The sequence below is a fragment of the Pseudomonas sp. B21-036 genome, assembly GCF_024748925.1.
Taxonomy (GTDB): Bacteria; Pseudomonadota; Gammaproteobacteria; order Pseudomonadales; family Pseudomonadaceae; genus Aquipseudomonas; species Aquipseudomonas palmensis.
Genome location: NZ_CP087178.1, coordinates 2,466,015 through 2,484,367 on the forward strand (window position 1 = coordinate 2,466,015; position 18,353 = coordinate 2,484,367).

15 protein-coding genes are annotated in these 18,353 nt (G+C 66.6%); 6 read left to right on the forward strand and 9 right to left on the reverse strand.

The features are described 5' to 3' along the window. Nucleotides 1–73 precede the first annotated feature (73 nt). Both LOY33_RS10990 and LOY33_RS10995 read left to right on the forward strand, forming a co-directional pair. Nucleotides 74–2,314 (forward strand): fimbria/pilus outer membrane usher protein, encoded by a 2,241-nt coding sequence (locus LOY33_RS10990; RefSeq protein ID WP_258662882.1) that lies wholly within the window; start codon nt 74–76, stop codon nt 2,312–2,314. 47 nt (nt 2,315–2,361) lie between these two features. Then, complete coding sequence (locus LOY33_RS10995; RefSeq protein WP_100632862.1) at nt 2,362–3,300, forward strand: spore coat U domain-containing protein; 939 nt, start codon at nt 2,362–2,364, stop codon at nt 3,298–3,300. On the opposite strand, the gene LOY33_RS11000 is transcribed toward LOY33_RS10995, so the two are convergent. Beyond that, complete coding sequence (locus tag LOY33_RS11000; RefSeq protein ID WP_078481709.1) at nt 3,264–4,478, reverse strand: MFS transporter; 1,215 nt, start codon at nt 4,476–4,478, stop codon at nt 3,264–3,266. The two genes, LOY33_RS10995 and LOY33_RS11000, sit on opposite strands and share 37 nt — an antisense overlap. A gap of 96 nt (nt 4,479–4,574) precedes the next feature. On the opposite strand from LOY33_RS11000, the gene LOY33_RS11005 reads away from it, so the two are divergent. Beyond that, nucleotides 4,575–5,030 carry a helix-turn-helix domain-containing protein gene (locus LOY33_RS11005; RefSeq protein WP_043863967.1) on the forward strand — a complete coding sequence of 152 codons (456 nt, stop codon included), beginning with the start codon at nt 4,575–4,577 and terminating at the stop codon, nt 5,028–5,030. A gap of 105 nt (nt 5,031–5,135) precedes the next feature. Here LOY33_RS11005 and LOY33_RS11010 read toward each other — a convergent pair whose 3' ends face one another. The 3 genes from LOY33_RS11010 to LOY33_RS11020 all read right to left on the reverse strand — a co-directional run bounded on the left by LOY33_RS11010 (nt 5,136) and on the right by LOY33_RS11020 (nt 7,612). Then, nucleotides 5,136–6,284, reverse strand: a complete 1,149-nt coding sequence (locus LOY33_RS11010) for a M14-type cytosolic carboxypeptidase (protein ID WP_058540284.1) — start codon at nt 6,282–6,284, stop codon at nt 5,136–5,138. 48 nt (nt 6,285–6,332) lie between these two features. Beyond that, on the reverse strand, nt 6,333–6,845 hold the full coding sequence (locus LOY33_RS11015; RefSeq protein ID WP_258662626.1) for a DUF4880 domain-containing protein: 513 nt from the start codon (nt 6,843–6,845) through the stop codon (nt 6,333–6,335). Nucleotides 6,846–7,279: 434 nt separating this feature from the next. Then, nucleotides 7,280–7,612 (reverse strand): DUF6124 family protein, encoded by a 333-nt coding sequence (locus LOY33_RS11020; protein WP_043863964.1) that lies wholly within the window; start codon nt 7,610–7,612, stop codon nt 7,280–7,282. A 132-nt stretch (nt 7,613–7,744) separates the two neighbouring features. Here LOY33_RS11020 and LOY33_RS11025 point away from each other — a divergent pair, with 132 nt between their 5' ends. Beyond that, complete coding sequence (locus LOY33_RS11025; RefSeq protein ID WP_078481708.1) at nt 7,745–8,362, forward strand: LexA family transcriptional regulator; 618 nt, start codon at nt 7,745–7,747, stop codon at nt 8,360–8,362. A 72-nt stretch (nt 8,363–8,434) separates the two neighbouring features. On the opposite strand, the gene LOY33_RS11030 is transcribed toward LOY33_RS11025, so the two are convergent. The 4 genes from LOY33_RS11030 to LOY33_RS11045 form a co-directional block, all read right to left on the reverse strand. Continuing rightward, nucleotides 8,435–10,393 carry an acetyl/propionyl/methylcrotonyl-CoA carboxylase subunit alpha gene (locus LOY33_RS11030; protein ID WP_258662627.1) on the reverse strand — a complete coding sequence of 653 codons (1,959 nt, stop codon included), beginning with the start codon at nt 10,391–10,393 and terminating at the stop codon, nt 8,435–8,437. Continuing rightward, entirely contained in the window at nt 10,390–11,208 is an 819-nt protein-coding gene (locus LOY33_RS11035; protein WP_043863961.1) for a gamma-carboxygeranoyl-CoA hydratase, read from the reverse strand. The genes LOY33_RS11030 and LOY33_RS11035 overlap by 4 nt, the downstream gene beginning before the upstream one ends. Before the next feature lie 3 nt (nt 11,209–11,211). Then, the gene (locus LOY33_RS11040) at nt 11,212–12,816 is read right to left on the reverse strand and encodes a carboxyl transferase domain-containing protein (RefSeq protein ID WP_043863960.1); all 1,605 of its coding nucleotides are present in this window, start codon (nt 12,814–12,816) and stop codon (nt 11,212–11,214) included. Nucleotides 12,817–12,899: 83 nt separating this feature from the next. Beyond that, nucleotides 12,900–14,063: an isovaleryl-CoA dehydrogenase gene (locus tag LOY33_RS11045; RefSeq protein WP_043863959.1), complete on the reverse strand. Its 1,164-nt coding sequence runs from the start codon at nt 14,061–14,063 to the stop codon at nt 12,900–12,902. A 204-nt stretch (nt 14,064–14,267) separates the two neighbouring features. On the opposite strand from LOY33_RS11045, the gene LOY33_RS11050 reads away from it, so the two are divergent. Next, nucleotides 14,268–15,941 carry an AMP-binding protein gene (locus LOY33_RS11050; protein ID WP_043863958.1) on the forward strand — a complete coding sequence of 558 codons (1,674 nt, stop codon included), beginning with the start codon at nt 14,268–14,270 and terminating at the stop codon, nt 15,939–15,941. A 95-nt stretch (nt 15,942–16,036) separates the two neighbouring features. Here the strand turns inward: LOY33_RS11050 and LOY33_RS11055 are convergent, their stop codons facing one another. Then, complete coding sequence (locus tag LOY33_RS11055) at nt 16,037–16,192, reverse strand: hypothetical protein (protein WP_178083066.1); 156 nt, start codon at nt 16,190–16,192, stop codon at nt 16,037–16,039. 142 nt (nt 16,193–16,334) lie between these two features. On the opposite strand from LOY33_RS11055, the gene LOY33_RS11060 reads away from it, so the two are divergent. Further along, nucleotides 16,335–18,341: an alpha-1,4-glucan--maltose-1-phosphate maltosyltransferase gene (locus tag LOY33_RS11060; protein WP_058540282.1), complete on the forward strand. Its 2,007-nt coding sequence runs from the start codon at nt 16,335–16,337 to the stop codon at nt 18,339–18,341. The last annotated feature ends 12 nt before the right edge of the window (nt 18,342–18,353 follow it).

Sequence of the window (18,353 nt, forward strand, 5' to 3'; positions counted from 1 at the left end):
CCGCAGCGTGACGCTGGCGGTGCTGCTGGCGGGCAGCGCGGTCGCAGGCGAACTGCCGCCACCCCCTGCGAGTATGGAGGCTGTCGCCGATGCGCCGTTGTACCTGGAACTGGTGGTCAACCAGATGAGCAGCGCTAGCGTGGTGCTGGTGCACCAGCGGGCCGGGCGCCTGTACATGGCCACCGCCGACCTGCAGGCGGCGGGCGTGCAACTGCCCGGGCAGCCCGGCCCGGAACTGGTGCTGGACGCCATCGATGGCTTGCACAGCGAGTACGACAGCCAGAACCAGCGGCTGCTGGTGCAGGTGCCGGCGGCGTGGCTGCCCAACCAGCGTATCGGCGAGCGCTCGCTGGGGCCGGCCGGCGAGGCGTTGAGCAGTTTCGGCGCCTTGCTCAACTACGACGCCTACTTCAACGACACCGATGAGGGGGGCACCTACCTGGCAGCCTGGAACGAACTGCGGGTGTTCGACAGCTGGGGCACCTTCTCCACCACCGGGCAGTGGCGCCAGCGCCTCGGCGGGGCAGGCTACGAAGGCGCCCAGGAAGGTTTTCGGCGGTACGACACCACCTGGCGCTACACCGACGAGGCGCGCCTGCTGACCTTCGAGGCCGGCGATGTGCTGACCGGCGCCTTGCCCTGGACCAGCTCGGTGCGGGTGGGCGGGGTGCAGCTGTCGCGGGACTTTGCCGTGCGCCCGGACCTGGTGACCTACCCCTTGCCGGCCTTCGCCGGTGAAGCCGCGGTGCCCTCGTCGGTGGACCTGTTCATCAATGGCTACAAGAGCGCCAGTGCCGACCTGCAGCCAGGCCCCTATACCCTGACCAACGTGCCGTTCATCAACGGTGCCGGCGAGGCGGTGGTGGTGACCACCGACGCCCTTGGCCGGCAGGTCTCGACCACGTTGCCGTTCTACGTCACCAGCAGCCTGCTGCAACAGGGGCTGGCGGACTTCTCGGTGGCGGCCGGCGCCCTGCGCCGCGACTATGCCGTGCGCGACTTTGCCTACGGCCCCGGCGTTGCGGCGGGCAGCCTGCGCTATGGCCTGACCGACTACTTCACGCTGGAAAGCCATGCCGAGGCGGCCGGGTCCCTGGGCCTGGGCGGGCTGGGCGGCAACCTGCGGGTGGGCAACTTCGGCGTGCTCAACACGGCGCTGAGCCAGAGCCGCTTCGAAGGTCGCAGTGGCCAGCAGTTGAGCCTGGGCTACCAGTACAACAACCGCTGGCTGGGCTTCAACTACCAGCGCCTGGAGCGTCATGGCGACTACGCCGACCTGTCGCTGGTCGACAGCCCGTATATCCGCCTCAGCCAGCGCAGCGAGCAGGTCACCCTGAGCCTCAACCTGCAACGCTATGGCAGCCTGGGGGCGGGCTACTTCGACGTGCGCGCCGCCGACAACTCGCGCACGCGCCTGCTCAACCTCAGCTGGAGCAAGCCGCTGTGGGGCAACAGCAGCCTGTACCTGTCGGCCAACCGCGACCTGGACGACAGCCAGTGGGCGGTGCAGGCGCAGCTGGTGGTGCCCTTCGACCTGCACGGCACGCTGGCCCTGAGCCTGGAGCGCAACCAGCAGGGCGAGAACCTGCAGCGGGTCAACTACAGCCGCGCCGTACCCGCCCAGGGCGGCGTGGGGTTCAACCTGGGCTATGCCGGTGGCGACCGTGAAACCTACCGTCAGGCCGACCTGACCTGGCGCCTGCAATCGGTGCAGTTGCAGGCCGGGGTGTACGGCAGCAGCGACAACATGACCCGCTGGGCCGACGCCAGCGGCTCGGTGGTGCTGATGGACGCCGGGGTGTTCGCGGCCAATCGCATCGACGACGCCTTCGTGCTGGTCAGTACCGAAGGCTTTGCCGATGTGCCGGTGCGCTACGAGAACCAGGTGGTGGGGCACACCGACAGCCAGGGGCACCTGCTGGTGCCCTACGGCAGCGGCTACTACCGCGGCAAGTACGAGATCGACCCGCTGGAACTGCCCCCCGATGTGCGCTCGCCGAATGTGGAGCAGCGTGTGGCGGTAAGGCGCGGCGCCGGCTACCTGCTGGAATTTCCGTTGCGCCGGGTACTGGCCGCCAGCGTGGTGCTGGTGGATGCCGGCAACAACGAACTGGCCGTGGGCAGCCAGGTACGCCACGAGCAGAGCGGCGCGCTGGCGGTGGTGGGCTGGGATGGCCTGGTGTACCTGGAGGACCTGAGCGAACACAACAGCCTGGTGGTGCAACTGGCCGGAGGCGGCAGTTGCCGGGTGCAGTTCGAGCTCAAGGCGCAGGCCGACCAGGTGCCGCTGATCGGCCCGCTGGTGTGCCAGTGAAGCGCCGGCTGACGGGGCTGCTTGCGCTGCTGGCACTGCTGGCCGGCATGCGCGCCCAGGCGCTGTGCCAGGTGCTGGCAACCACGCCGGCCACTTTCGGCCTGGTCAACTCCACCCTGATACGCACCACGGTGCAGACCACCACGGCGCCCAGTGCCGGCTTGAGCTGCACCGGTTCGCTGCTGACCCTGCTGCGTTCGGATGACTCCTTCAAGGCCACCTTCACCGCCAACAACGGCACCACCGGGCTGGTGGGCCCCACCGGCGACGTCATCCTCTACACGCTGTACGCCAACAACAGCACCAGCTACCCGATCACCCGGGGCCAGCCCTACGATTTTGCGCGCAACGGCATCATCGATGCCCTGGGCCTGCTCGGCGGCACCTCGCCCAAGACCGTGCCCATCTACCTGCGCACGCAAATGACCAGCAACGTGGCGGCCGGCCTGTACCAGGAGACGTTCACCGTGGCCTGGAGCATCGACTATTGCTGGGGGCTGGGTCTGGGCAGCGCCTGCCTGGGGCGGCAGGTGTTCAACGCCACTACCACCCTGACCATCAACCTGACCGTCACCAACGACTGCCAGATCAGCTCGCCCAACATCGTGTTCGGCAGCGCGCCGGTGGTCAGCGGGTTCGCCACGGTGAGCCAGAACGTCAACCTGGCCTGTACCAAGGGCAGTGCCTACACGGTGGGGCTGGATGACGGGCAGAACGTGGCAGGCGGGCGTCGGCGCATGAAATCCAGCGCCGGCAACTACCTGGCCTATGACATCTTCAAGAGTGGCGGGGGCGTGCGCTGGGGCAGCCTGAGCAGTGCGCGGCGCGCCAGCAGCGACGCCGACATCAACCCGGGCAACGGCAATGGCAGTGGCAGCGCGGCCGGCAGCCAGGTGTTCAACTACAACGCCAGGGTCTACACCGACCAGGCCACGCCGCCGGCCGGCGACTACCTGGACAGCGTGATACTCGACGTGCAGTTCTGAGCCGGCTGGCGCACGGTGCGCCACCAATACCCCAGTGCCAGCACATTCAACCCCGCGCCCAGCACGCATACCAGCAGCCAGCCGCCCCAGGCGTAGGCCAGCGTCGAGGCCAGCGAGCCCAGTGCACTGCCGATGGAGTAGAACAGCATGTAGGCGGCGGTGAGCCGGCTGTGAGTATCGGCCGGCAGGCGGTAGATCAGGCTCTGGCTGGCCACGTGCAGCGCCTGCAGGCCCAGGTCGAACACCACCACCCCCAGCAGCAGTGCCCACAGCGATTGCTGGGTGAGGGCGATGGCGCCCCACGAACCGATCATCAGCAGCAGCGAGAGGCCGCTGACCCGTTGCCCCAGGCCACGGTCGGCCAGCCCGCCGGCACGCGCGGCGGCCAGCGCCCCGGCTGCGCCGGCCAGGCCGAACAGGCCCACCTCGGTTGCCGACAACGACAGCGGCGGGGCGCTCAGGGGCAGTACCAGCGGGGTCCACAGCACCATGGCCGAAGCGAAGCTGAGCATCGCCAGCAGGGCCCGCTGGCGCAGCACCGGCTGCTCGCGCACCAGTTGCCACAACGACACCAGCAGCGCGCCGTAGCCAGTGTTGGGGCGCGCAGCCGTGTGTGCGGGCAGCACGCGCCACAGCAGCAGGGTCATCAGCAGGGTCAGCGCTGCCGACAGGGCGTAGATCGAGCGCCAGCCGGCCAGATCGGCCATCGCCCCGGACAGGGTGCGGGCCAGCAGGATGCCGATCACGATACCGCTGGTGACCATGCCCACCACATGCCCGCGTTCGGTGTCGGCCGATACGCTGGCGGCATGCGCCACCAGCAGTTGCGCCACCACCGCCAACAGGCCGGTCAGGGCCATGCCGACAAACAGCCAGGCGCTGCTGGTGGCCAGCGCGATCATCAGCAGGGCCAGCACCGACAGCAGCGACTGCAGCACGATCAGCCGGCGCCGCTCGAACAGGTCGCCCAGAGGCACCAGCAGTATCAGGCCCAGGCCGTAGCCCACCTGGGTCAGGGTCACCACCAGCCCCACCAGCGCCGGGTCGATGGCGAAGTCGCGGGCCATCGCGTCCAGCAGCGGCTGGGCGTAATACACGTTGGCCACCGCCAGTGCGCAGGCGACGGAGAACAGCAGGGCGAGCCACGGCGAAAGCCGGGGCGCAGGGGAGGCGGGCATGGCGATGTCCTATGTGGTTGCATAATGAAACTTGTTGTATGCTGAGAGGACCGGTTTTATATTGCAACTACTTTTTTCAGCCTGCCGAGAGCGACCATGGTTCAGCGTACCCGCCTGCAAGATGCCGAATGCCCGGTGGCCCGGTCACTGGACGCGATCGGTGACTGGTGGTCGCTGTTGATCGTGCGTGATGCGTTTGATGGCTTGCGCCGCTTTGGCGAGTTCCAGCGCAACCTGGGCATGGCCAAGAACATTTTGGCCTCGCGCTTGCGCCAGTTGGTGGAGCACCGGATTCTGGAGCTGGTGCCGGCGTCGGATGGCAGCGCGTACCAGGAGTACGTGCTGACCGAGAAGGGGCGCGGGTTGTTTCCCTTGATCGTGGGGCTGCGCCAGTGGGGCGAGGCGTTTTTCTACCAGCCTGGCGAGGCGCATTCGGTGCTGGTGGACCGCCAGAGCGGGGCGCCGGTGGGCCCGCTGCAGCTGCGAGCGGCGGATGGGCGGGTGCTGGGGCCGGATGATTGCGTGCGGGTGGCGGGGCCGCCGCCGGCCTGACCTGCCTCATCGCGGGTCAGGCCGCTCCCACAGGGCACTGCAAGCCTTGTGGGAGCGGGCTTGACCCGCGATGGGGAGCGCTGCGGGGCGACGGTGCGCCAGCCCCTAGCGCAGCGCTGCGACCAGCTTCGCCAAGGTGTCGATCACCGCGCTGCCCAGCGCCTTGGAGCGTCCACCCGACCAGCCGGTCACCGCATCGGGCGCGTCGTCGTGGTCCTTGAACGGCATCTCCAGGGTCAGCGACAGGCAGTCATGCGCCTGGCCCACCGCATTGCATGCCAGGGTCATGTTGGCCTGCCCAGGCTTGCTGCGCGGGTAGCCGTGGGTGGTCTGGAAGTCCCGGGTCACGCTGCACAGGGTGCTGCGAAAACGCTCCTCCAGCGCCGCGATCCGATCCGTGTAGCCCGGGTTGCCTTCGCACCCGGCCGTGAACACATGGGGTATTTCCTCATCGCCATGGGCATCCAGGAACAGGTCCACGCCATACAGCTTCATCTGCTGCTGGGCGAACAGCACCTCAGGGGTGTGTTCGATGTTCGCATCCTGCCAGGCGCGGTTGAGGTCCTTGCCCCTGGCATTGGTGCGCAGGTGCCCGGCAGCGGCACCGTCCGGGTTCATGTTGGGGATCAGGTACAGGTCGGCGACCGCCAGTAGGGCCTGCACGGTGGCATCGTTACCCTGTATGCGGTCGATCACGCCCTCCATGAACCACTCGGCCATGTGCTCGCCGGGGTGCTGCTGGGCGATGATCCACAGCTTGCGCTTGCCCGCGCCCCCGTCGCCCGCCCGCAGCAACGGGATATCGCGCCCTTCGACGCTGCGCCCGGTGGCCAGCAGTTCGACGCCCGGCAAGGCGCTGGCGCGTTCGATCAGCTGATTGTGCCGCGCGCGCGGGTAGGGCTCGAAATAGGCGAACCAGGCCTGTGTTTCGCGGGGCTCAAGGCTGAAGTGCAGGGCCTTGCCGTCGTAGCGGGTCGGCACGCGAAACCAGTTCTGCTGGTCGTAGGACGCTACCGCCTGGTAGCCCTCCCATGCGGCGCTATAGGACGACTGGCTGGCGTTGTCCAGGCTGAAGGCGTGGGTATGCCCGGGCGTCAGCCCGCTGGCCTTGAAGTGAAACCACTGGAAATGCCCGCTGTGGGTGTCGGGGCGGATGTTCAGGTGAATCCGGGACGGGTTGCCGGCATCGACGAGCAGGATGTTGCCGGCATCGAATGCGCAATCGATGCTAACGGGGGACAGCGTCACGGTCATGGCCAGGCTCCGGTAGAGTTGTTGTGCCAACCACTCTACACCCCTGGATCACGACCAGAAACCGATCGCCAGCGCCGCTGCCAACCCCAGGCCGAGCGCCACCGAGCAGCCTCCCAGCGAAACACCGGCCCAGGCCTGGCGATACCAGTGCCCATCGCCCAGTTGCCGGGCCGGTGCCAGCAGGTTGCGCCAGCGCAGTTCGGTGGCATGGAACGCATGCAGGTGTTCGGGGGCGGCATCCAGCCAGCGACGAAAGTCGATGCGCTCGCTGGCGGTGATGTCCGGGCTCTGCAGGCGCACATACCATTGCGCCGCCGCAGTGCTGGAGGTGCTGCGCACCGGCAGGGCGGCCTGCAGTACCTGGCCCATGTGCCGTTCCACGGTCGGTGCGCCGATATCCAGGCGCTGGGCGATGGCGGCGAACGACAGTTGATCGAGACGATTGAGCAGGAACACCTGCTGTACCCGACGTGGCAGCTTTTTCAGGCGCACGAGCAGGGCATCTTCGCCGAGGTCGGCGCTATCGTGATGGTGTTCAAGGGGCAGCAACAGACGGGTCATGTACGAGCTCCTTGCAGAAAGAAACGACTGAAGAGAAGGGGGCGTCTTCCCTGACGCTGCGACAGCTTAATCTACATGAGATTGATTCTCAAGTGCTGAATCGGCAAAGGCTTGCCTCGGGGTTACATATCGAGACATACATTTGCTATCATCGCTGCCATTCAAGCACCACCCGCCTTCATTAGCCTGAAGAGCCAAAAAAAAGACCCGGCAAAAAGCCGGGTCAAAAACCGTGATTAGCCTGATGAGGAGATAATCTGAGAGTCCGACCTAAGGGCTTTCAGTTATCCAACCAGTCTCGCGACCAGTTGCTTGCAATAATAATCGTTCTCATTTTCAAGTCAAATGAATTTTCTGTTATCCAGCAAAAAATTCCGCATCGTTGTGCCTGGTCGTTGAACCACGGCCTGCCCCACCGCCGTTCCCGTTGCCCATCATCCCTCCCTTGATTGAAGCTCCTGCCGCCTGGCCTGTTCCGCGAGGCTGCGGTCCAGCAGCGCCCTGGCCATGTTGATCATGTGCATCACCGAGAAGGCCATGTCCCGTGGGTTGCCCTTGAGGTTGTCGGCCGACTCGTAGGCGCTGGCTGCCGCGCAGCGCAGCATGCTCGAGGCGTGTTCGGTGGCCGCTTCGGCCGAGAGGTCCTGGCGGGCGATGAACAGCTGGTCATCCGTGTGGCTGACCGTAGATGGGGTAGGGTTGAGGTAATAGTCCAGTGCGCGGCGTGCCGCTTCGCTGTCCAGGTCGTTGAAAGGGGGTGGGGTCATGGGGCTGCCTTCCTTGTAGTGAGTAGGAAAAGATTACCCTTCAATCCTAAGTACATGTTGTATTGTATTCCATCGCTTAAATACTACAGATTATGTATTGAGTCGCTGCTGTCAGTCCGTATCGTGCCAGCGATGAAAAAATGGAATGAACTGGCGAAAGCCAGAATGCGCGAGCTGGGCCTCACGCAGGAGAAACTGGCCGAACGCCTCGGGGTGACCCAAGGTGGCGTTGGCCATTGGATTCGGGGAAGGAACAACCCACCGCTGGCCACCATCGATGAGATCCTGCGGATACTGGGCATGGGGCGCATGGGCGTGGTCTGCGACGACGCCGTCGCGGAGCCGTCCGGGGTCTATGCCACACCGGCGCTGGGTGCATTCCGCTACCCGCTGTCGGACTGGGAGCACCTGGCCGAGCCTGTCGAAGGCGCGCCGACCGTGCTCAGCGACCACCTGGCCGATGGCCCGTGCTACTGGCTGACGGTGGAAGGTGACGCGATGAATTCGCCCATGGGCCTGAGCGTGCCGGCGGGCATGATGGTGCTGGTGGACAGCGGTCGAACTGCCGAGATCGGCGCGCTGGTGATCGCGCGCCTGCCCGGCAATCCTGTCGCGGTGTTTCGCCAGCTGGTCGAGGAGGGTGGTCAGCGGTACTTGCAGCCGCTCAATCCCACCTGGCCCAAACTGACGTGGGAGGAGGGCACCGAGGTGCTCGGTGTGGTGGTGCAGGCGTCTATCCGGCTGGGCTGAAAAGCGTCGCTGGCAAGCCGGCCCACACAGGGTTTCATGGCGCCCACAAAACCCTGTGCAAGTGCAGTGCCGTCAGCCTTCCTGAACCTCCAGCTCCACCAGCGCGGCCCCTTCGCTGACCATCTCGCCTTCCTGGCAATACAGTGCCTTGACCGTCCCGGCCTGGGGTGCGCGGATGCTGTGCTCCATCTTCATGGCCTCCAGCACCACCAGTTGCGTGCCGGCCTCGACCGCCTGACCGACCTCCACCAGTACCCGCACGATGCTGCCGTTCATGGGCGCACTCATGCCGCCCTGGTGCGCATGGCCGGCGTCCGCCTCGGCAATCGGGTCGAAAGCGCTTACCCCGTGCAGCTCGCCATCCCACTCCAGATACAGCGTTTGCCCACGGCGCACGGCCAGGTGCCTGCGCCGCACGCCTTCGTGCTCGATCACCAGGTGCTCGCCGTCCATGCGCGCGGACAACGACCCGGGGTTCAGGCTCAGTGCCCGATCTTCGCCATTGCAGCGCAGGTGCAGGGCGGTCTGCGCCGGTACGCCCGGCCTGAAACCGGTGGCGGCTGCCCACGGCGAGTGCCGGTCATCAGCGCGCACGCAGGCGGGGCGCGATTGCTGGAAGGCCTGCCCGGCAGCCTGCCAGAACGCTGTCGGCAACGCGACGGGCGCGGGCAGCAGTTGATCCTGATAGCGCGGGATGAACCCGGTATCCAGTTCGGCCTCGGCGAAGGCGCGGTGGGCCAGGATGCGGCGCAGGAAGGCGATGTTGGTCTTCAGGCCGCCAATGGCGAAGCTGTCGAGCATCGCCAGCAGGCGCAGGCGTGCCTGCTCCCGGTTCTCGCCCCAGGCAATCAGCTTGCCCAGCATCGGGTCGTAGAACGGCGAGATGCTGTCACCTTCGCACACGCCGCTGTCGACCCGGCGCCCTTCGCCCGGCGCCGACTCGCGGTACAGCGCCAGGTGCCCGGTGGCCGGCAGAAAGTCGTTGGCCGGGTCCTCGGCGTACAGGCGTACCTCGATGGCATGCCCGTGCAGCGGCACCTGATCCTGCGTCAGCGGCAGCGCCTCGCCGCATGCCACGCGGATCTGCCAGGCCACCAGGTCCAGGCCGGTGATCGCCTCGGTCACCGGGTGCTCCACCTGCAGGCGGGTGTTCATTTCCATGAAGAAGAATTCGCCACGGGCATCGAGCAGGAACTCGACCGTGCCTGCGCCCACATAGCCGATGGCCTGGGCCGCACGTACCGCCGCCTCGCCCATGGCCTGGCGCTGCGCCGAACTCAGGCCGGGGGCCGGGGCTTCCTCGACCACCTTCTGGTGACGACGCTGGATCGAGCAGTCGCGCTCGTTCAGGTACAGGCAGTTGCCATGCTGGTCGGCGAACACCTGGATCTCGACGTGACGCGGCTTGAGCACGTACTTTTCGACCAGCATGCGTGCGTCGCCGAACGACGACAGCGCTTCACGCTGGGCCGAGGCCAGGGCTTCACCCAGCTGGCTTTCCTGCTCGACCACCTTCATGCCCTTGCCACCGCCACCGGCGGTGGCCTTGAGCAGTACGGGGTAGCCGATGCGCTGCGCGGCCGCGCGGAAGGTCTCCAGGTCCTGGGCTTCGCCGTGGTAGCCAGGCACCAGCGGTACCCCGGCCACTTCCATCAGCGCCTTGGCCGCCGACTTGCTGCCCATTGCGTCGATGGCACTGGCCGGCGGGCCGAGGAAGATCAGCCCGGCTTCTTCGATGGCCCGGGCAAAGCCTGCGTTCTCAGACAGAAAGCCATAGCCCGGGTGTATCGCCTGGGCGCCGCTGGCCTTGGCCGCGGCAATCAGCCTGGGGATGTCCAGGTAGCTCTCGGCCGCCTTGGCGCCACCCAGGTCAACCCGGATATCCGCTTCGCGGCTGTGCCGCGCATCGCGGTCGATGGCGCTGTGCACGGCCACGGTGGTCAGGCCCATGGCCTTTGCGGTGCGCATCACGCGGCAGGCGATCTCGCCACGGTTGGCGACCAGCAGGGTGGTCAGCAGAGGGCGGCTCATGGGCGTGGCTCCTTGTCCGAAGCGGGGGTTTGCCAGGCTGGCGTGCGTTTTTCGAGGAAGGCGCGCAGGCCCTCCTGGCCTTCGGCGCTCACGCGGATACGCGCAATGGCGCCTTCACAGTAGCGGCGCAGGGCAGGGGTGAGCTCACCATTGCCCACTTCGCGCAGCAGCTCCTTGCTGGCGCACATGGCCTGCGGGCTGTTGAGCAGCAGGTTGTCGACCCAGCGCTCGACCTCGGCATCCAGCTGCGCGGCCGGGCAGGTTTCGGCCAGCAGGCCCAGTTCGCGGGCCCGCTCGCCGCTGAAGCGTTCGGCGGTCAGGGCATAGCGGCGGGTGGCGCGCTCGCCCATGGCCTGCACCACGAACGGGCTGATCACCGCCGGCGCCAGGCCGATGCGCACTTCCGACAGGCACAGCTGCGCGTCGTCGGCACCGATGGCCATGTCGCAGCAACTGATCAGCCCCACGGCACCGCCGAAGGCTGCGCCCTGGACCACCGCCAGGGTCGGCACCTTGAGCCGCGCCAGGTTGTACATCAGCTCGGCCAGCTCGCGGGCGTCGTCCAGGTTGGTGTTGTAGTCCAACTGCGCCGACTGCTGCATCCAGGCAAGGTCGGCGCCGGCACTGAAGTGCCGGCCGCGCCCGCGCAGCACCATGAAGCGCAGGCTGGCGTCGTTGCCGATCTGGTCGATGGCGATGATCAGTTCGCGGATCATCTGCGCGTTGAAGGCGTTGTTCTTGGCCTCGCGGCTCAGCCACAGGGTGGCGAAGCCGCGCGGGTCGCGAATCAGTTCAAGGGTAGAGAAGTCGCTCATCGGTCACATCCGGAAAATGCCGAAACGGCTCGGTTCGATCGGGGCATTGAGGGCTGCCGAGAGGGCCAGGCCGAGAATCTCGCGGGTTTGCGCGGGGTCGATGACGCCGTCGTCCCACAGCCTTGCGCTGGAATAGTAGGGGTGGCCCTGGTGTTCGTACTGGTCCAGGATCGGCTGCTTGAGCTGCGCCTCGTCCTGCGGGCTGAAAACCTGGCCGCTGCGCTCGCTCTGTTCGCGCTTGACCTGGGCCAGCACGCCTGCGGCCTGTTCGGCGCCCATCACGCCGATGCGCGCGTTGGGCCACATCCACAAAAAGCGCGGGTCGTAGGCACGCCCGCACATGCCATAGTTGCCGGCACCGAAGCTGCCGCCGATGATCACGGTGAACTTGGGCACCTGGGCGCAGGCCACTGCGGTCACCAGCTTGGCGCCATGCTTGGCGATGCCGCCGGCCTCGTACTTCTGGCCCACCATGAAGCCGGTGATGTTCTGCAGGAACAGCAGCGGGATGCCGCGCTGGCAGGCCAGCTCGATGAAGTGCGCGCCTTTCTGCGCGGCCTCGGCGAACAGGATGCCGTTGTTGGCCAGAATCGCCACCGGGTAGCCGTGCAGGTGGGCAAAGCCGCACACCAGCGTGGTACCGAACAGCGCCTTGAACTCGTCGAACAGCGAGCCGTCCACCAGGCGCGCGATCACCTCGCGCACATCGAACGGCTGCTTGGCATCGGCCGGCACCACGCCGTACAGCTCGTCGGCTGCGTACAGCGGGGCGATCGGGGTGCGCACCTGCAGCTGGCCCAGCTTGCGCCAGTTGAGGTTGGCCACGCAGCGCCGGGCGATGGCCAGGGCGTGTTCGTCGTTGTCGGCATAGTGGTCGGCCACGCCGCTGACCTTGCAGTGCACGTCGGCACCGCCCAGGTCTTCGGCGCTGACCACCTCGCCGGTGGCGGCTTTGACCAGCGGCGGGCCGGCCAGGAAGATGGTGGCCTGCTGGCGCACCATGATCGCCTCGTCGGCCATGGCCGGCACGTAGGCACCGCCGGCGGTGCACGAGCCCATCACCACGGCGATCTGCGGTATGCCCTGGGCGCTCATGGTGGCCTGGTTGAAGAAGATGCGGCCGAAGTGCTCGCGGTCGGGGAACACCTCGTCCTGGCGCGGCAGGTTGGCGCCGCCGGAGTCCACCAGGTACACGCAGGGCAGGCGGTTCTGCTGGGCGATGGTCTGGGCGCGCAGGTGCTTCTTGACGGTCAGCGGGTAGTACGAGCCGCCTTTGACGGTGGCGTCGTTGGCCACGATCATGCACTCCACGCCCTCGATGCGGCCGATGCCGGCGATCACGCCGGCGGCAGGCACGTCTTCGCCGTACACCTCGTGGGCGGCCAGCTGGCCGATCTCCAGAAACGGCGAACCCGGGTCGAGCAGGCGGTCGATGCGGTCGCGCGGCAGCAACTTGCCGCGTGAGGTGTGGCGCTCCTGGGCTTTGGGCCCGCCGCCCTGGTGCACGCTGGCGAGCAGGTCACGCAGGCCTTGCACCTGCTCGAGCATGGCCGCGCTGTTGAGCGCGAATTCGGGCGCGCGGGGGTTCAACTGAGACTTCAGAATCATCGTGGCTCCTGGCGCAGCTTCAAGCGGCAAGCTCCAAGCTGCAAGAGTGGGTCTGCGTTATGGCGGCGTTGCCGCTGAGCGCCTCAGCGCGTCTCGTTGAACAGCTCGCGACCGATCAGCATGCGCCGGATCTCGCTGGTGCCGGCGCCGATCTCGTACAGCTTGGCGTCGCGCAGCAGGCGGCCTGCGGGGAATTCGTTGATGTAGCCGTTGCCGCCCAGAATCTGGATTGCCTCGAGGGCCATCTGGGTGGCGCGCTCGGCGGTATAGAGGATCACCCCGGCGGCGTCCTTGCGGGTGGTCTCGGCGCGATCACAGGCCTGGGCCACGGCATACAGGTAGGCGCGGCTGGCATTGAGCTGGGTGTACATGTCGGCGATCTTGCCCTGGATCAGCTGGAACTCGCCGATGCTCTGGCCGAACTGCTTGCGGTCGTGGATGTAGGGCACCACCAGGTCCATGCACGCCTGCATGATCCCGGTAGGGCCGCCGGAGAGCACCACACGCTCGTAGTCCAGGCCGCTCATCAGCACCTTCACGCCACCGTTGAGCTGGCCGAGGATGTTCTCCTGGGGCACCTCGACGTTGTCGAAGAACAGCTCGCAGGTGTTGGAACCGCGCATGCCCAGCTTGTCGAACTTGTTGCTGCGGCTGAAGCCGGCCCAGTCGCGCTCGACGATGAACGCGGTGATGCCGTGGGGGCCCTTTTCCAGGTCGGTCTTGGCGTAGATCACGTAGGTGTTGGCGTCGGGGCCGTTGGTGATCCAGGTCTTGCTGCCGTTGAGCACGAAGCGGTCGCCGCGCTGTTCGGCACGCAGTTTCATCGACACCACGTCGGAGCCGGCGTTGGGCTCGCTCATGGCCAGGGCGCCGATGTGCTCGCCGCTGATCAGCTTGGGCAGGTATTTGGCTTTCTGTTCGGCGGTGCCGTTGCGGTTGATCTGGTTGACGCAGAGGTTGGAGTGGGCGCCGTAGGAGAGCGCGACCGAGGCCGAGCCGCGGCTGATTTCTTCCATGGCCACCACGTGGGCCAGGTAGCCCAGGCCCGCGCCGCCGTATTCTTCGCTGACGGTGATGCCCAGCAGGCCCATGTCGCCGAACTTGCGCCACATGTCGGCGGGGAACAGGTTGTCCTGGTCGATCTGCGCCGCACGCGGGGCCAGCTCGGCTGCGACGAACGCCTGCACCTGGTCGCGGAGCATGTCGATGGTTTCGCCCAGGGCGAAGTTCAGGGTCGGATAACGCATGCTGGCACCTTTCTTGTCGATTGTTCTTTGAGTGGCGTGGTGGTTGACCCGCGATCAAGGCGCTGCGATCTGTCACCTTTACGTTAACGTAAACCCCGCACCGAACACTGTCAATCTCCCCATGACCTTTACGTTAACGTTAATTTGCGCCACATTAGGTCTCGCGTGAATCAGCACCCACAACAATCACAATACGGGGTCGTCATGAATCAACCGAGCTACACCCAGGGTCGCCAGGACAAACCGCTGCTGGCCATGACCATCGGCCAGGCCCTGGACAACACCGTGGCGCGCTTTGCCGAGCGCGAGGCACTGGTGGTACGCCACCAGCAACTGCGCTACAGCTGGCGCGAACTGGCCGACAGCATCGACCTGCATGCCCGCGCCCTGATGGCGCTGGGCCTGAAGACCGGCGACCGCCTGGGTATCTGGGCGCCCAACTGCGCGCAGTGGTGCATCGCCCAGTTCGCCACCGCCAAAATCGGCGTGATCCTGGTCAACATCAACCCGGCCTACCGCACCAGCGAACTGGAATACGTGCTGCGCCAGTCTGCCTGCCAGTGGCTGATCTGCGCCGGCACCTTCAAGACCTCCGACTACCATGCCATGCTTGGCGAACTGCTGCCGGAGCTGGCGCACCAGGCGCCAGGCCAGCTCAATGGCGAGCGCCTGCCCGACCTGCGCGGGCTGATCAGCCTCGACGACGCGCCGCCGGGCGGCTTCCTGCCGTGGGCGGCGCTGGCCGGCATGGCCGAGCAGGTCGCCCCGGCCGAGTACCAGCAGCGCCAGCAGAGCCTGCAGTTCGACCAGCCGGTGAACATCCAGTACACCTCCGGCACCACGGGCTTCCCCAAGGGCGCGACCCTGAGCCACTACAACATCCTCAACAACGGCTACATGGTCGGCGAGAGCCTGGGCCTGACCGAGCATGACCGCATGGTGATCCCGGTGCCGCTCTACCACTGCTTCGGCATGGTCATGGGCAACCTGGGCTGCATCACCCACGGCACCACCATGATCTACCCCAACGACGCCTTCGACCCGCTGCTGACCCTCGAAGGCGTGGCCCGCGAGCGCGCCACCGTGCTGTACGGGGTGCCGACCATGTTCATCGCGCTGCTCGACCAGCCGCGGCGCGGTGACTACGACCTGAGCAGCCTGCGCACCGGCATCATGGCCGGCGCCACCTGCCCGATCGAAGTGATGCGTCGGGTGATCGACCAGTTGCACATGGGCGAGGTGCAGATCGCCTACGGCATGACCGAGACCAGCCCGGTGTCGCTGCAGACCGGCCCGGACGACGAGCTGGAGCTGCGCGTGACCACGGTGGGGCGCACCCAGCCGCAGCTGGAGAGCAAGATCGTCGACGAACACGGCTGCATCGTGCCGCGTGGCACCATCGGCGAGCTGTGCACCCGCGGCTACAGCGTGATGCTGGGCTACTGGGGCAACCCGGCGGCCACCAGCGAGGCGATCGACCCGGCGGGCTGGATGCACACCGGCGACCTGGCGAGCATGGACGAGCAGGGCTACGTGTGCATTGCCGGGCGCAACAAGGACATGATCATTCGCGGTGGCGAGAACATCTACCCGCGCGAGCTGGAGGAGTTCTTCTTCACCCACCCGTCGGTGGCGGACGTGCAGGTGATCGGCATTCCGGATGAGCGTTACGGCGAGGAGATCGTGGCGTGGATCAAGCTGCACCCTGGGCACAGCGCCACCGATGGGGAGCTGCAGGCCTGGTGCAAGAGCCGCATCGCGCACTTCAAGACGCCGCGACATTTTCGTTTCGTCGAGGAGTTTCCGATGACGGTGACCGGCAAGATTCAGAAGTTTCGCATGCGCGAGATCAGCATCGAGGAGTTGTGCAATCGCTGACATCGCATCGCCGGCAACGCCGGCTCCTACAGGTCGGCGCGTTTACTGTAGGAGCCGGCGTTGCCGGCGAAAGCAGCACCACCGTGCAACCCCGTCTACGCTTGCACCTTCACCGGCGGCTCTTCACTGGGCGGGTCACCCACGGGCTCCTGCTCCTTGGGCGGCTCAGGCTCCTTCTCGGGCGCCGGTGGTGGCAGATTGGGGTCATCGATATTCGGATCGGGCGTTTCAGCAGGAATAGGAATATTCATGGGCCGAACCTCACATAAAGGGCTGTTCAAAGGCTGACCCATTCTTCGACCGTGGCCGCGCCGCATCGCTCATTTTTTATTGAACCCCCACGCCTGCCATTGCTCTGAACCTTACCGTCACAGCGTAACGGAGCGATGTTCGATGACCCGCGATGAGCCTTTCAGCACCGATGAAACCAGCGAGCACACCCTGACCCTGGCCAGGGCGCTGCTGCTGCCGCGCATAGTGATCGAGAACACCGAACCTGTGCTCGACGCCGGCCAGCATGCGGTCAAGGGTACCGTGGGCGAACAGGTCACCGTTACCAGCAAGGTCTTCGCCGACGGCCACGACGTGCTGGCCGTGCGCCTGAGCTGGCGCCGCCTGCAGCACCCCAACTGGCACGAAGTGCCCATGACGCTGCTGGGCAACGACAGCTGGGAGGGGCGCTTTACGGTCAGCGAGGTGGGCCGCCACCTGTTCATGATCGAGGCCTGGATCGACCAGTACGCCAGCTACTGCTACGAGCTGGAGAAGAAATTCGCCGCCGGCGTCGACGTAGGCCTGGAGCTGGAGGAGGGCCGCCGCCATCTGATGCAGAGCGCCGAGCGCAGCAGCGAGCCGCTGCGTGCGCAACTGGAGGCGGTGGCCCTGCAACTGGCCAGCCTGCCTGCCCAGGCCGGCGTCGAGCTGCTGCTGCACGGCGACACCCGCGCCCTGATGGGCCGCGCCGACCACCGTGCCTACCTCAGCCGCAGCGCCGAGTTCCCCCTTGAGGTGGAGCGCGAGCGCGCACGCTTTGCCAGCTGGTACGAGCTGTTCCCGCGTTCGGTCACCGACGACCCGGCCCGCCACGGCACCTTCAACGACGTGCATCAGCGCCTGCCGATGATCCGCGACATGGGCTTTGACGTGCTCTACTTCCCGCCCATCCACCCCATCGGCACCCAGCACCGCAAGGGCCGCAACAATGCCTTGCAGGCCGGCCCCGACGACCCCGGCAGCCCCTACGCCATCGGCAGCGCCGACGGCGGGCACGAGGCCATCCACCCGCAGCTGGGCAGCCGCGAAGACTTCCGCCGGCTGGTGGCCGCCGCCGCCGAGCATGGTCTGGAAATCGCCCTGGACTTCGCCATCCAGTGCTCCCAGGACCACCCCTGGCTCACCGAGCACCCGGGCTGGTTCAGTTGGCGCCCCGACGGCACCATCCGCTATGCCGAGAACCCGCCGAAAAAATACCAGGACATCGTCAACGTCGACTTCTATGCCGCCGACGCGGTGCCCGCCCTGTGGCTGGCCCTGCGCGACGTGGTGCTGGGCTGGGTGCAGGAGGGCGTGACCCAGTTTCGCGTGGACAACCCGCACACCAAGCCGCTGCCGTTCTGGGAGTGGCTGATCGCCAACGTGCGCAGCCAGCACCCGCAGGTGATCTTCCTCGCCGAGGCCTTCACCAAGCCGGCGATGATGGCGCGCCTGGGCAAGGTCGGCTATTCGCAGAGCTATACCTACTTCACCTGGCGCAACACCAAGGCCGAGCTGCAACAGTACTTCAGCGAACTCAACCAGCCGCCGTGGTCGTACTGCTACCGCCCCAACTTCTTCGTCAACACGCCGGACATCAACCCGTTCTTCCTGCACGACTCCGGCCGCCCGGGCTTTCTGATTCGCGCAGCGCTGGCCACCATGGGCTCGGGCCTGTGGGGCATGTATTCGGGGTTCGAGCTGTGCGAGGCGGCGGCGATACCGGGCAAGGAGGAATACCTGGACTCGGAGAAGTACGAGATCCGCCCGCGCGACTACACCCAGCCCGGCAACATCATTGCCGAGATCGCCCAGCTCAACCGCATCCGCCGCCAGCACCCGGCCCTGCAGACCCACCTGGGCATCCGCTTCTACAACGCCTGGAACGACAACATCCTGTACTTCGCCAAGGGCGATCCGGCCAGCGGCAGCCTGATCCTGGTGGCCGTCAGCCTCGACCCGCACAACGCCCAGGAGGCGCACTTCGAGTTGCCGCTGTGGGAGCTGGGCCTGGAGGACGACGCCGAAACCTTCGGCGAAGACCTGATGAGCGGCCATCGCTGGAGCTGGTACGGCAAGACCCAGTGGATGCGCATCGAACCCTGGCACCAGCCGTTCGGCATCTGGCGCATCACCCCGGCCCGCTAGCCCCCCGCCAAC

What these genes read in the sequence shown, in the direction of transcription:
- LOY33_RS11060 (WP_058540282.1), top strand. Translation starts at nt 16,335, where the DNA reads ATGACCCGCGATGAGCCTTTCAGCACCGATGAAACCAGCGAGCACACC.
- LOY33_RS11010 (WP_058540284.1), bottom strand. Translation starts at nt 6,284, where the DNA reads ATGACCGTGACGCTGTCCCCCGTTAGCATCGATTGCGCATTCGATGCC.
- LOY33_RS11015 (WP_258662626.1), bottom strand. Translation starts at nt 6,845, where the DNA reads ATGACCCGTCTGTTGCTGCCCCTTGAACACCATCACGATAGCGCCGAC.
- LOY33_RS11025 (WP_078481708.1), top strand. Translation starts at nt 7,745, where the DNA reads ATGAAAAAATGGAATGAACTGGCGAAAGCCAGAATGCGCGAGCTGGGC.
- LOY33_RS10990 (WP_258662882.1), top strand. Translation starts at nt 74, where the DNA reads ATGGAGGCTGTCGCCGATGCGCCGTTGTACCTGGAACTGGTGGTCAAC.
- LOY33_RS11030 (WP_258662627.1), bottom strand. Translation starts at nt 10,393, where the DNA reads ATGAGCCGCCCTCTGCTGACCACCCTGCTGGTCGCCAACCGTGGCGAG.
- LOY33_RS10995 (WP_100632862.1), top strand. Translation starts at nt 2,362, where the DNA reads ATGCGCGCCCAGGCGCTGTGCCAGGTGCTGGCAACCACGCCGGCCACT.
- LOY33_RS11035 (WP_043863961.1), bottom strand. Translation starts at nt 11,208, where the DNA reads ATGAGCGACTTCTCTACCCTTGAACTGATTCGCGACCCGCGCGGCTTC.
- LOY33_RS11045 (WP_043863959.1), bottom strand. Translation starts at nt 14,063, where the DNA reads ATGCGTTATCCGACCCTGAACTTCGCCCTGGGCGAAACCATCGACATG.
- LOY33_RS11055 (WP_178083066.1), bottom strand. Translation starts at nt 16,192, where the DNA reads ATGAATATTCCTATTCCTGCTGAAACGCCCGATCCGAATATCGATGAC.
- LOY33_RS11020 (WP_043863964.1), bottom strand. Translation starts at nt 7,612, where the DNA reads ATGACCCCACCCCCTTTCAACGACCTGGACAGCGAAGCGGCACGCCGC.
- LOY33_RS11000 (WP_078481709.1), bottom strand. Translation starts at nt 4,478, where the DNA reads ATGCCCGCCTCCCCTGCGCCCCGGCTTTCGCCGTGGCTCGCCCTGCTG.
- LOY33_RS11050 (WP_043863958.1), top strand. Translation starts at nt 14,268, where the DNA reads ATGAATCAACCGAGCTACACCCAGGGTCGCCAGGACAAACCGCTGCTG.
- LOY33_RS11005 (WP_043863967.1), top strand. Translation starts at nt 4,575, where the DNA reads ATGGTTCAGCGTACCCGCCTGCAAGATGCCGAATGCCCGGTGGCCCGG.
- LOY33_RS11040 (WP_043863960.1), bottom strand. Translation starts at nt 12,816, where the DNA reads ATGATTCTGAAGTCTCAGTTGAACCCCCGCGCGCCCGAATTCGCGCTC.